Origin of the sequence: Sutcliffiella deserti (assembly GCF_020037475.1) — a bacterium.
In the GTDB taxonomy this organism is placed as follows: domain Bacteria; phylum Bacillota; class Bacilli; order Bacillales; family Bacillaceae_I; genus Sutcliffiella_A; species Sutcliffiella_A deserti.
Genome location: NZ_JAIQDB010000002.1, coordinates 365,552 through 379,358 on the forward strand (window position 1 = coordinate 365,552; position 13,807 = coordinate 379,358).

A 13,807-nucleotide genomic window follows, 5' to 3' on the forward strand; every position below is an offset into this window, starting at 1 on the left:
GTGTTTTAACATGGCAATCAACAACCCATACCAAGCATACCAACAAAATTCCGTTTCTACAGCCTCCCCTGGGGAACTAACCCTTATGCTTTATAACGGCTGCTTGAAATTTATGAGGTTAGCCAAGAAGGGGATCGAAGAGAAGAATCTGGAGCTTAAAAATACTAATCTAATCAAGGCGCAAAAAATCATCCAGGAATTGATGGTAACCTTGGATACAAGTCAAGAAGTAGGAAAGTCGATGATGGCGATGTATGATTACATGAACCGCCGCCTGATTGATGCGAATCTTAAAAATGATACCGAGATTGTAGTGGAAGTTGAAGCTCTCATGACCGAGTTCCGCGACACCTGGAAGCAGGTCATCCAAACAAACCGCCAGCAGTCGTTTGCACAAGGTGGACAAGCATAATGCCTGTTGTAGCGGATTTGGAACGTGTAACAAATCATCTTTTGGCTTTACTGAATAGCGAGCTTCCTGCAGAGGAGAAGCGTGATACTTTCATTGAAGAGATTGATAAGGTTCTGCAAATCAGGGACTCTTTGCTGAGCAAGCTGTCTCCGCCTTTTTCCGAGGATGAGATGGAGCTTGGGAAAAAGGTGGCGGTTGCAAGCCAGGCTATTTCTGGTAAACTAGAGGCTTACCAAAGGAAGATGAAACAGGAATGGAGTCATATCCAGCAATCGAAGAAAACGGCGAAGGCTTATGGACAAGCTTATGCTGGTGTTTCGGTTGATGGAATGTATTATGACAAAAGGAATTAGGTGTTTAAGGTGTTGCAATTGAAGGAAGAAGAATTTATGGTACTAAAACAATATAATGGTCTGTTGGATTCTTTGGAGGAGGCTTTTGCTTATTTATGTGAGAATGCTGAGGTCCTTTCTGCCAAGGTGAACCAGCAGGTGAAACAGGACAGCTATAAGGCGATTACGAAGTTAGTTGAAACGCATGTCCTTATGGTAGATTGGTTCAATGAGCAGGAAGCGGCACTCCGGTCGATTGCGGAGTTTGAGCGTTTTATCGATGAATTGGAGACTTTGGGACATTTTGAAAATCAGCATGTGTCTGATAAAGAAGTATTTGCTACGTATGTGATTCCTGCTTTTGAACAATGGAAAAAGAATATGCAAAAGCAACTAATCCCGTTGCTTGCTCATTAACTCTCTGAAAATCCGGAGAGTTTTTTTTATAAGCTCTTTTCATAAGGCTGTGTAAAAGTTGCGTGTTGATAATAGTGCTATTCCAGCGATGATTGGAGCAAAAGGTGGAGACTCTAAAGAGGAATAGCGGTAGGCTGGAGACCCCAGAGGCGCAACTGAAGGCCACTGAAAACATTTAGTTTTGGGTGGCTTCTAGCTGTGGATTGGAGCAAAAGGCGGAGACTCCAACGGGAGATAGCGGTAGACTGGAGACCCCGCAGGAGCAGCCGAGGAGGCTCCAGCACCGCCCCGTGGACGCGTAGCCTTTTGCGGAAATCAACAGCGGTGTTTATATCGCAATTACAGCAACCCTTGTACCAAGTTATATCAACTTACGCAAAAGCAACAATTTATGCGAAAACAATTTTTTAAGAAAGTTCTTCGATAGTTGTGCATATACATGTTTCACTAACTGTGGAAAGCCTATCAGAATAGGGGTTCACAAATATTTAACATTTGATTTACGTTTAGGCAGGAAAAGTGTAGGGTATTGTAGAAATATGTTTACATAGCTTTAATATAAGCTTAACCTTCCTAAAATCAGGAGGGGAATGTAGACAATTGTTTGAATGGTAACATTTCAAACAGTAACAAAAGGAGGAGTTCGTTTATGAAGTACAACGTACGCGGTGAAAACATTGAGGTAACTCCAGCAATCCGAGATTACGTCGAAAGTAAGATCGGTAAGATTGAACGCTATTTTGACTCCACTGATAATGCAGAGAGCAAAGTGAACTTGAAAGTCTACAACAACCAACAAAAAATTGAAGTGACGATTCCGATGACAGGCCTGGTTTTACGTGCAGAGGAAACGCACGATGACCTATATGCAGCAATTGATCTTGTCGTAGATAAATTGGAACGTCAAATTAGAAAACATAAAACAAAAGTGAACCGAAAACTACGAGATACCGGCTCACCAAAATACTTATTTAACGAAGTGATTGATAATGACCCGCCAATGCATATGGACGAGGATGAGGATGCAGAGGACTTGGTACGAACAAAGCGCTATAACCTAAAGCCGATGGACAGTGAAGAAGCGATTCTTCAGATGAACCTTTTAGGTCATAACTTCTTTGTTTTCCTAAATGCAGCGACAAGTGAAACGAATGTAGTGTATAAGCGTAACGATGGAAAATACGGTTTAATTGAATCTTATTGATCGGTAAGGGGACCTGATGCTGGGTCCTCTTTTTGTTGCTTGCGCTTTTAATTGACCACGAAACAGTCCTGGGTCCATTTCTCCTTAAAAAAATCCTCCTGCCCCATATACCGCTATATGTTGTACCTTCCCCCAATAAGTGTTAAAATTTATATATTATTATGGGATATTAGACTATAGGTACAGAGGAGCGTTTATCTATGCTTGGTTTGTTAAATAAAGTGTTTGATATGAATAAGCGTCAATTAAAGCGTTTGGATAAAATGGCGGATCAAATAGACTCCCTTAGTGGGGATGTTGCGAAGCTGACGGATGAGCAGTTGCGCGCGAAAACATCAGAGTTTCAAGCCCGTTATCAGAATGGTGAAAGCTTGGACGATATGTTGATGGAAGCATTTGCTGTGGTTCGTGAAGCGGCTAAGCGTGTGTTAGGACTTTATCCTTATAAAGTTCAGTTAATGGGGGGTATTTCCTTACATGAAGGGAATATTTCTGAGATGAAAACGGGGGAAGGTAAAACCTTGACCTCCACGCTTCCTGTCTATCTTAATGCCATTACAGGCAAAGGCGTTCACGTTGTTACGGTCAATGAATACCTGGCAAGCCGTGATGCAACGGAAATGGGCGAGCTTTATGAGTTTCTTGGACTAACGGTTGGATTGAACTTGAATGGTCTTTCTCGTGAAGAGAAAATCGAAGCATATAAAGCGGACATTACATATGGTACTAATAATGAATTCGGCTTTGATTATCTGCGTGACAACATGGTGCTATACAAAGAGCAAATGACACAGCGACCGCTATATTTTGCAGTAATAGATGAAGTGGATTCGATTTTAATAGATGAGGCGCGTACACCGCTTATCATTTCTGGTAGTGCTCAGAAGTCAGCGGCCTTGTACATTCAGGCGAATGCCTTTGCTCGTACACTGATTCGAGATACCGATTATACGTATGATGTGAAAACTAAAGGTGTGCAATTAACAGAGGACGGAATCACAAAGTCTGAGAAGGCTTTTGGCATTGAGAACCTTTTTGATATCTCTCATGTAGCCTTAAACCATCACATTAACCAGGCGTTAAAAGCGCATGTGACGATGCAGCATGATGTGGACTATGTGGTTCAGGATGGCGAAGTGGTAATTGTTGACCAATTCACAGGACGTCTGATGAAAGGACGCCGCTACTCCGACGGTCTACACCAAGCAATTGAAGCAAAAGAAGGCTTGGATATTCAAAACGAAAGCATGACCCTTGCAACGATTACGTTCCAGAACTATTTCCGTATGTATGAAAAGCTATCCGGGATGACGGGTACGGCGAAAACGGAGGAAGAGGAATTCCGTAACATCTATAATATGAATGTTATTGCGATTCCAACCAATAGAGAAATCGTTCGTGATGATCGTGCAGATCTTATTTATAAAAGCATTGAAGGCAAGTTTAATGCGGTAGCAGACGACATTGCAGAGCGAAACAAAAATGGACAGCCAGTACTTGTTGGTACGGTTGCCATTGAAACATCAGAAGTTATTTCACGACTGCTTACCAAACGAGGCATTAAACATAATGTCTTGAATGCGAAAAACCATGGTCGTGAAGCACAAATCATTCTTGATGCAGGTCAAAAGGGTGCCGTAACGATTGCGACTAACATGGCTGGTCGTGGTACAGATATCAAGCTTGGTGAAGGTGTGATCGAGGCTGGCGGACTTGCTGTTATCGGTACAGAACGTCATGAATCGCGCCGTATCGATAACCAGCTTCGTGGACGTTCCGGTCGTCAAGGAGACCCAGGGGTAACTCAATTTTATCTTAGTATGGAAGATGAACTGATGCGCCGTTTTGGCTCAGACAACATGAAAACAATGATGGAGCGTCTTGGAATGGATGATACGCAGCCAATCCAGAGCAAAATGGTCTCCCGTGCTGTAGAATCTGCACAGAAACGTGTGGAGGGTAATAACTTTGATGCACGTAAACAGCTTCTGCAATATGATGATGTGCTTCGCCAACAACGTGAAGTTATTTATACTCAGCGTTTTGAAGTACTGGACTCAGAAAATCTGCGTGAAGTGGTAGAAAGAATGCTAACCTCTTCTGTTGAGCGTACCGTCGGACTTTACACGCCAAAAGAGGATCTTCCAGAGGAATGGAATCTTCAAGGAATCTTGGACCACGTTGAAGCGAACCTGCTTGACGAAGGTGCTATCACGTTGAATGATTTACGTGGAAAAGAGCCGGAAGAAATGTCTGAGGTTATTTTAGAAAAGGTCAAAGCGCGTTATGATGAAAAAGAACAAGAGCTTTCAACCGAACAGATGCGAGAATTTGAAAAAGTTGTGGTACTACGGGCAGTGGATAGCAAGTGGATGGATCACATTGATGCAATGGATCAGTTGCGTCAAGGAATTCATTTACGTGCATACGGTCAAATTGATCCGCTTCGTGAATACCAGTTTGAAGGGTTTGCAATGTTTGAGACAATGATTGGTGCCATTGAAGATGACGTGGCGAAATATGTGATGAAAGCGCAAATCCGCAGTAACCTGCAGCGTGAAGAAGTGGCAAAAGGTCAAGCGGTTGTACCAAAAGAAAGCGGCGGCGAGCCACCAAAGAAAAAACCGGTCAAAAAGGTAATGGAAATCGGTCGTAACGATGCATGCATTTGCGGCAGCGGAAAAAAATATAAAAATTGCTGCGGTAAGTAAGTGACCGCATCTTTCCAAAAAGTGGAGCTAGTGTTGGCTCTGCTTTTTTGGCGGAATTAGCAATTAAGGTACGCCTGCTTTTTAATTTTCATAAAGTAAGATAGAATAAACTATTATGGTTTTAAAAAAATTATGAGGTGAATGAGTGTTATGGAATTAGTAGAAATTCGACACGAGTTAGAAAAAATGGCTAAGCGATTAGTTGAGTTTAGGGGGTCTCTTTGACTTAGAGGCCAAAGAAAGACGCATTGCTGAACTAGATAACGAAATGGCTAATCCTGAATTCTGGAATAACCAGAATGCTGCGCAGGTAGTAATTAATGAAGCGAACGCATTAAAAGAGCCTGTAGGACAGTTTCATGAATTAGATGAGAACTACGAAAACCTTCAGCTTACCTACGACCTGTTAAAAGAAGAGGCCGACGCAGATCTTCAGAAGGAACTTGCAGGTGAAGTGAAAAGTGTTACGGAGGATTTTAATAAATTTGAACTTCAGCTTTTACTTAGTGGGGAGCATGATAAAAATAATGCAATTCTTGAGTTGCATCCTGGTGCTGGTGGTACGGAATCACAGGACTGGGGTTCCTTGCTACTAAGAATGTATACTCGTTGGGCAGAGCGTAAAGGATTTAAGGTGGAAACACTTGATTACCTTCCTGGAGACGAGGCAGGAATCAAGAGTGTGACACTGCTTATCAAAGGACATAATGCATATGGCTATTTAAAAGCAGAAAAAGGCGTGCATCGTCTTGTTCGTATCTCGCCATTTGACTCTTCTGGACGCCGTCACACTTCTTTTGTTTCGTGTGAGGTTATGCCGGAATTAAATGATGAAATCGAAATTGATATTCGTACTGAAGACTTGAAAGTGGATACGTATCGTGCAAGTGGAGCGGGTGGTCAGCATATCAATACGACGGACTCTGCAATTCGTATCACCCATCTTCCAACCAATGTGGTTGTGACGTGTCAAACTGAGCGGTCGCAAATCAAGAACCGTGATCATGCAATGAAGATGCTGAAAGCCAAGCTCTATCAAAGAAGGCTAGATGAGCAGCAAGCTGAACTGGACGAAATTCGTGGAGAGCAGAAGGAAATCGGTTGGGGCAGCCAAATTCGCTCTTATGTTTTCCATCCTTATTCCATGGTAAAGGATCACCGTACCAATGCGGAAATTGGAAACACACAGGCAGTGATGGATGGAGACTTGGATCCGTTTATTGACGCGTATTTACGTTCAAAAATATAATAGGTATTTGAACCTCTGACCACTGGGTTGGGGGTTTTTTTGCATGGGAAGGAATAAATTCTAAGCAGACGAGCTCAGCCGCTCATAGAAATACTCCAATCAACAAACACTAATCCCAACTAACAAGCTATTTTAACGCTTTAACACGTTATACCAATACCATTTACACCCTTACATGCGCGTGCTATACTCTTGCTCGTTGTGTGAAAAATTTTATAAGGTAATTTTTTTGGAGGTTTATTGATGAAACATAGAAATAGAAATGGTTATCAAGCCAATCCCGTATTACAACGGGTAAAGGAATATACATATGTATTATTAGGTTCAGCTATTGTTGCCCTTGCATTTAATCTGTTTTTACTGCCAAACCGCGTGGCATCCGGTGGGGTTAGCGGGATAAGTACTATCTTGGACGCTTTATTAGGCTGGGAGCCGGGAATTGTTCAGCTGTGCTTTAACATCCCGCTATTCTTATTGGGAGTGTTTTTGCTAGGAAAGCAGTTTGGTTTTAAAACTTTGGTTGGAACAATCACTTTGCCTTTAATCGTACTGTGGACAAGTGAATTAGCACCGGCAACTGAGGACCCTCTGCTTGGAAGCTTGTTTGGTGGAATCGGAGTAGGTCTTGGCCTTGGACTGGTGTTCCGGGGTCGGGCATCAACGGGCGGGACAGACCTTGCTGCACAGATTATCCATAAATATACGGGACTTACGCTTGGAACATGTGTGGCATTAATTGATGGATTAATTGTCCTATCTGCAGCCATCGTATTTGATTTGGAACTTGGAATGTATGCTCTAATCGGTCTTTTCGTTACAAGTAAAACAATTGACTTTGTACAAGTCGGTTTTGGCTATTCGAAAATGGTGATTATCATAACGAAGAAGGAAGAAGAAGTAAGACAAGCAATTTTAACAAAAGTGGACCGCGGAGTAACCAAACTCGCTGCTCATGGTGGGTATACTCAGGATGAGCAACCTGTTCTGATGTGTGTGGTGGATCAAACTGAATTCACAAAATTGAAACAAGTGGTGCGGAGCATTGATCCTTCTGCATTTGTTGTAGTAATGAACTCTTCGGAAGTACTCGGTGAGGGTTTTAAAAGAGAGTAGATAGGATATAATAAGAGCAAGTTGGTACAATTTACATTGATAAATTTAGGGGGTAATCCTAATGAAGAAAGCCTTAATGGCATTTGTGTTTGGAACATCAATATTTGCATTAGCAGCCTGTGGCGGTGGAGAAGAAAATAACACTGCAACTGGAACACAAGAAGAAAGTGAAGCAGGAGCAGTGGATACGGGTGCAGCAGAAGGTATCTATAAGCAAAGCTGTGCAAGCTGTCATGGCGGCAACCTTGAGGGTGGATTTGGTCCAAACCTTGAGCAGGTAGGAAATAAATACAATAAAGATGAAATTGAAAACATCATTGTTAATGGACAAGGGCAGATGCCAGGAGTTCTTAAAGGCGATGACGCTACAACAGTTGCTGTCTGGTTGGCAGATCACAAATAGATAATAGGTTGATGAAGAGATAGATGGACGAAAAGGTTCCGTGAAGCTGTTTACACAGCTTTCACGGAACCTTTTTTATATTGTTACCTTACCTCTACTATAAAGCGTAGACTAAAATCCACGTAATCAAACAGTAATAAACCATTCCATGACATCAAAATAACTATATAGTATTCTAGGAATGTGAAAGGATTCCTGCCGGGGTCTGGCCCTATATTTTTCGACAATAGGTAAGTTATTCCTCTTTTCCCACTTATGTCTCTAATTTGAAAAGAAACTGTAATAATTAAAACTCTAATTTTGTCGAAATTGATGGTATAATGAAAAAGTGAAATTGTGTGGAGATTTTAAATAAATTAATTTTTTGCTGGCTACGTGGTTTTCATCTAAATAAATATATACTATCCACTTAGCAATCGTATTTATCTAAAGTCTAGCAAGTCATGATTCACATATCCTAACCAACAGGTGATTAAATGATTGAAATGCAAGACGTTTACAAAAAGTATCCGAACGGTGTTCAAGCCGTTGACGGAATTAATATAAACATCAAGTCAGGTGAATTCGTTTATGTAGTTGGGCCTAGTGGTGCAGGGAAATCTACTTTTATAAAGATGATGTACCGAGAAGAAAAGCCTTCAAGCGGTTCGATTATTATAGATGGCGTTAACTTATCAACATTAAAAGAAAGCAAGGTTCCTATTTTACGCAGAAATATCGGCGTAGTATTTCAGGACTTTAAGCTTCTCGAACAATTAACAGTTTATGAGAATGTGGCCTTTGCCTTGGAAGTGATTGAAGAAAGCCCAAAGAATATTAAAAAGCGTGTAATGGATGTTTTGGATCTAGTAAAGCTGAAACATAAAGCACGACATCTGCCGAATGAACTTTCCGGTGGCGAACAGCAGCGTATCTCGATCGCCCGTTCGATTGTAAACAAGCCCAAAGTAATGATCGCCGATGAGCCGACAGGTAACTTGGATCCTGATACTTCTTGGGAGATTATGAATATTTTTGAAGAGATAAATGAAAAAGGGACAACCATTGTCATGGCCACGCATAACCGTGAAATTGTAAACACCATCAAAAAGCGTGTAATTGCAATTGAGAACGGAAAAATTGCGCGAGATCAAGCAGAGGGGGCCTATGGTTATGAAGCCTAGAACACTCTGGCGACACTACAAGGAAAGTTGGAAAAGCCTAGCGAGAAATGGGTGGATGACCTTTGCTTCTGTTAGTGCAGTAACCGTTACATTATTACTAGTAGGTGTATTCTTAGTATTAATGATGAACCTTAATAATGTGGCAAAGGAAATTGAAGACGACGTCGAGATTCGAGTTCATATCGATCTGACAGCAGAAGAAGCTGAAAAAGAGGTACTAAGAGAGCAAATTGGAAGTTTACCTGAAGTAGAGACAATTGATTATTCCTCCAAAGAAGAGGAATTAGTAGGATTGGTAGACAGTTTCGGTGAGGATGGCGGAGCATTTGAACTGTTTGAACAAAACAATCCACTGTATGATGTCTTTATTGTAAAAACAGCGACTCCAACAGATACCATCAGTGCTGCAAAGAAAATTGAGCAGTTTGAGAATACACACAAGGTAATCTATGGAGCAGAAACAGTCGAAAGATTATTCCAAGTGTTTGGTATAGCAAGAAATGTTGGTCTTGCTTTAATACTCGGTCTGGTGTTCACGGCGATGTTCCTTATCTCCAATACAATTAAAATTACAATATTTGCGAGAAGAAAAGAAATTGAAATTATGAAGCTAGTAGGAGCAACAAACGGATTTATCCGCTGGCCATTTTTCCTTGAAGGACTATGGTTAGGAGTATTAGGGTCTATCGTACCTATTGCTATCATTTTGACATCCTACTACTATTTAATAGATTTAGTGCAACCTAGAATACAAGGTACATTTTTTCAATTACTTCCGTTCTTCCCATTTGCCTTCCAGGTGATTGCTATCATCGTTGCAATTGGAGCGTTTATCGGAATGTGGGGAAGCATGATGTCTGTCCGGAAGTTTTTAAAAGTTTAAAAGACTACTATTAAAGTATTTACCCAAATAGAAAAATAAGAAACCTGATAGGGATAATAAATATCCCTATCATACATAAGAAACTAGGGGGAACAAGGGAATGAGAAGAAAGATTTTTACACTTGCGATTGCTGCAGTTATCGTATTTTCAGGATTTTCCTCTATGGGATTAGTTGACAAGGCTTCTGCAAATTTACAAGAAGATTTAAATAAAGTTAAGACTGAAAGATCTTCCAATGAATCAACAAGATCGGAAAAAGAAAATGAAGTAAAAAACCTTCAAGCAGAACAGGATAAAATTGCTGCAGAAGTAAAGCAATTGGATTTGGCAATGCAGGACACAAGAGCTAAAATCAGTGCGCAAAAAGTGGAAATTGATAACACAAGAAAAGAAATCGTTACATTGCAAGAAGAAATCGTTGTTCTTAACGAACGCATTGAAAAAAGAAATGAGCTTCTAAAAGATCGCGCTCGCTCTTTCCAACAAGGTGGAGGAGCTGTTAACTACCTAGATGTACTGCTAGGAGCACAAAGCTTTGGAGATTTTATAGACCGCGTTGGTGCGGTAGCTACGATTGTACAAGCAGACCGTGATATTTTACAAGCTCATCAAGATGACTTAACGCTTTTAGAGGAAAAAGAGCTAGAATTACGTGAAAAACTGGCATCCCTTGAACAAAAGCTGACAGACCTAGAAGCAATGGAAGTTAAATTAAAAGGTCAAATCGCTGAAAAAGATAAATTATTAGCACAACTGAAGAAAAAAGAAGAAGAAACAGTCGTGGAGATACATGAACTAGAAAACGAAGCTGAAATCTTGGCAGCACAGGAACGTGCGATTCAAGCTGAAATTAAAGCTGCTGAAGAGCGTGCAAAACGTGAGGCGGAAGAACGCCGTAAGCGTGCGGAAGAAGAACAAAGAAGAGCAGCAGCAGAAGCGGCGGCAGCTAAAGCCGCGGCAGAAGCAGCAGCCGCAGCAAAGGCAGCAGGAAAGCCAGCACCACCAGCACATGTAGCAGCACCACCAGCTCCAAAACCACCAGTGTCGTCTGGTAACTGGACACGTCCTGCAACTGGAACCGTTACATCTGGTTTCGGAACTCGTTGGGGTGGCACGCACTACGGCGTTGATATCGGAAAAAATGGAAGATCAGGAGACATTCCGATTGTGGCAGCAGCCAGCGGGACAGTATTCCAATCTTATTATTCCAGCTCTTACGGTAACGTAGTATTCATTACGCATTACATTGATGGCCAAACATGGACTACAGTATACGCACATTTAGAGCGTCCAGGTGCACCAGCTGGTACGTCTGTATCCAAAGGAGACCAAATTGGAATTATGGGGAACACAGGTTATTCATTTGGTGCCCATTTGCACTTTGAACTTCACAAAGGTTCATGGAATGGCTCTAAAACAAATGTAGTAAACCCAGCTTCTTATATTAATTTCTAAAAAGTACACATAATATGTACAAGCATCACATATACTAGAACTATCAAAAGGCATTACACTCTCCATGTGTAGTGCCTTAGTTTGTAAAGGGCTGTTTTTTATATAGTTTTGGTTGTGGCGATGTTTGTTTCTTTCGAAGATTTTGGGATGTAGTTAGATGGAACTTGTGAGATGGTAGATGGAATTGGGATGTTGTAAGTTGAAAGATGTTGTTAGATGAAATGAAAAAGTTGTTAGATAAAACTCAAAAAATGTTAGATAAAATTAAAAAAGTGTTAGATGAAACCAGCAAAAGTTTTAGATGAATCCAGAATTGCTGTCATATTGCTAATAAAAATTGGCCAGCTATTCAATATTGACACCCATAGTTCATCTAAACAGCATGAAAATAGCTAAAATGCTCTTCAGTAAGGACTGTTTTACCTCAGCGAGACAAAATCAATGCGTTGTTCATCTAATTAGGCTGTTTTCACAAAGTTCCTTGCTTTTCCGAAGGCTACCCTGAAAATAACCTCTATTTTCATGCGCCATGGTGCGAATTATCATTAGCATGGGCGTCTCTGTTAAAGATAAGTTTTGATAATTGTGCTAATCCAGGTAGAAGGAGAGTCCACGTCCGCCCGCTTAAGCTGGAGATCCTGCAGGCAGCACAGCTGAGGAGGCTCCAACATGGCCCTGTGGACGCTAAAACTTTTGCCGAATTCACCAGCGGCGTTGTTTAACGCAGCCTTTTCCGAAAAGGCCGCGTAATTAAAAATCCATCAAGATCACTACCTACCATAAACTGCAGTGTTAGCCTCCCTTTAAGCTGATAACAAATATAGCGGCCAACTAACCGCATACATAAGTGTTTATCATTTCCAACTATGCATGGCTGTGGTACAATTGCGTCATATATTATCAGTTCGGTAAAGGGTATAGGGATGAGGAGGAGCTTTCATGAATCGCAAAATTGTTACACTTTTAATGATAATTTCCGTTTTGGTTGGTGCAGGGGGCACGTACATTGGAATTGAAATGCTCGGGTCAAGCCAAGCTTCCAGCACTCCTACTCAGCAAGCGGAAAGCAATGCTGATAATACTCAACAAGAAGCAGAAGCACCAAAGGAAACACCCAAAGATCTTGACTCCCAAATGGAAAAAATTCAGCAAGCATATGAATTGATTTCGTCACGATATGTGCAGGAAATTGAATCAGATAAGCTAATTGAAGGGGCTATCCAAGGGATGGTTGATACCCTTGAGGATCCGTATTCTGTGTACATGGACAAAGATACGGCGGAGCAGTTTAATCAATCACTGGAATCTTCTTTTGAAGGAATTGGTGCAGAGGTTGGTATGCAGAACGATAAGGTAACAATCGTTTCACCATTCCGTGGCTCTCCTGCAGAAAAAGCGGGATTACAGCCTAATGACCAGATACTTTCCGTTGATGAAGAAGACATAGAAGGCCTTGATTTATATCAAGCTGTGCTGAAAATTCGTGGAGAAAAAGGAAGCATTGTAAAGCTTGAAATTCAACGTCCTGGTGTACAAGAGCCATTCGTGGTGGAAGTGACACGCGATACGATTCCAATTGAAACAGTTTACTCCGAGATTCACGATTATGAAGACAAAAAAGTTGGATATATACAAATCACCTCCTTTTCTGAAAAAACAGGGACTGATTTTAAGAATCACCTAGCAGAGCTTGAAGAACAGGAAATCGATGGTTTGGTGGTGGATGTTCGAGGAAATCCAGGCGGACTTCTTGAACAGGTACAAATCATTGCTTCTGAATTAGTAACAAAAGAAAAGCCGTATGTCCAGATTGAACAACGAGACGGAGAAAAGCAACGCTACTTCTCTTCATTAGATGAGAAAAAGCCTTACCCGATTATCACAATCATCGATAAAGGGAGTGCTTCTGCTTCTGAAATTTTAGCTGGTGCATTAAAAGAGGCAGAAAATTATGATGTGGTAGGAGATGCTTCCTTTGGTAAGGGTACCGTGCAACAGGCGGTTCCGATGGGAGACGGAAGTAATTTAAAGCTTACTTTATACAAATGGTTAACTCCAGATGGAAATTGGATTCATGATACAGGAGTGGAGCCGACAATACCTGTAAAGCAACCTGACTTTTTCTATGCTAACCCGATTAACCTAGAAGACGATGAGCAACTGGCATTTGATACGAATAGTGAAAAAGTCAAAAATGTTCAGCTTATGTTAAAAGGTTTAGGGCTAAATCCTGGTAGAGAAGATGGCTACTTTAGCAAGGAAACTGAAGAAGCGGTCAAGTCCTTCCAAACCCAAAACGATCTTTCCATAACTGGGAAAATTGACGTAACTACAGCAGAACGACTACAATCCAAGTTGCTTGATGAAGTTCGCTCCGAAAAGAACGATATCCAGCTTCAAGAAGCAATAAAAAGCTTGTTTAAATAGGTCTCATCCAAAATTAAACAAGGACAAAAATTTTAAA

The 13,807-nt window shown here is 41.1% G+C and carries 12 protein-coding genes; all 12 read left to right on the forward strand.

Going from position 1 to position 13,807, the window contains the following annotated elements:
- Positions 1-10: 10 nt before the first annotated feature.
- Complete coding sequence (gene fliS / locus K9B36_RS07030) at positions 11-412, forward strand: flagellar export chaperone FliS (RefSeq protein WP_223701311.1); 402 nt, start codon at positions 11-13, stop codon at positions 410-412.
- Positions 412-765: a hypothetical protein gene (locus K9B36_RS07035; protein ID WP_223701312.1), complete on the forward strand. Its 354-nt coding sequence runs from the start codon at positions 412-414 to the stop codon at positions 763-765. The genes fliS and K9B36_RS07035 overlap by 1 nt, the downstream gene beginning before the upstream one ends.
- Positions 766-774: 9 nt before the next feature.
- Entirely contained in the window at positions 775-1,161 is a 387-nt protein-coding gene (locus tag K9B36_RS07040) for a hypothetical protein (protein ID WP_223701313.1), read from the forward strand.
- Between the two features lie 649 nt (positions 1,162-1,810).
- A complete protein-coding gene (gene hpf / locus K9B36_RS07045) occupies positions 1,811-2,365 on the forward strand; it encodes a ribosome hibernation-promoting factor, HPF/YfiA family (protein ID WP_223701314.1) in 555 nt (184 codons plus the stop codon).
- 200 nt (positions 2,366-2,565) lie between these two features.
- The gene (gene secA / locus K9B36_RS07050; RefSeq protein ID WP_223701315.1) at positions 2,566-5,076 is read left to right on the forward strand and encodes a preprotein translocase subunit SecA; all 2,511 of its coding nucleotides are present in this window, start codon (positions 2,566-2,568) and stop codon (positions 5,074-5,076) included.
- 150 nt (positions 5,077-5,226) lie between these two features.
- Positions 5,227-6,325 (forward strand): peptide chain release factor 2 gene (gene prfB, locus K9B36_RS07055; RefSeq protein WP_223701316.1). Its coding sequence is split into 2 segments (ribosomal slippage): positions 5,227-5,289 and positions 5,291-6,325, totalling 1,098 coding nucleotides; the frame shifts between segments, so codons are not numbered across the junction.
- Positions 6,326-6,568: 243 nt separating this feature from the next.
- Positions 6,569-7,438 (forward strand): YitT family protein, encoded by an 870-nt coding sequence (locus K9B36_RS07060; RefSeq protein WP_223701317.1) that lies wholly within the window; start codon positions 6,569-6,571, stop codon positions 7,436-7,438.
- Between the two features lie 61 nt (positions 7,439-7,499).
- Entirely contained in the window at positions 7,500-7,841 is a 342-nt protein-coding gene (gene cccB / locus K9B36_RS07065; protein WP_223701318.1) for a cytochrome c551, read from the forward strand.
- Positions 7,842-8,317: 476 nt separating this feature from the next.
- Entirely contained in the window at positions 8,318-9,004 is a 687-nt protein-coding gene (gene ftsE, locus K9B36_RS07070; protein ID WP_223701319.1) for a cell division ATP-binding protein FtsE, read from the forward strand.
- Positions 8,994-9,887 carry a permease-like cell division protein FtsX gene (gene ftsX / locus K9B36_RS07075; protein ID WP_223701320.1) on the forward strand — a complete coding sequence of 298 codons (894 nt, stop codon included), beginning with the start codon at positions 8,994-8,996 and terminating at the stop codon, positions 9,885-9,887. The genes ftsE and ftsX overlap by 11 nt, the downstream gene beginning before the upstream one ends.
- A 100-nt stretch (positions 9,888-9,987) precedes the next feature.
- Entirely contained in the window at positions 9,988-11,343 is a 1,356-nt protein-coding gene (locus K9B36_RS07080) for a murein hydrolase activator EnvC family protein (RefSeq protein ID WP_223701321.1), read from the forward strand.
- Between the two features lie 939 nt (positions 11,344-12,282).
- Positions 12,283-13,770 carry a S41 family peptidase gene (locus K9B36_RS07085; protein ID WP_223701322.1) on the forward strand — a complete coding sequence of 496 codons (1,488 nt, stop codon included), beginning with the start codon at positions 12,283-12,285 and terminating at the stop codon, positions 13,768-13,770.
- The last annotated feature ends 37 nt before the right edge of the window (positions 13,771-13,807 follow it).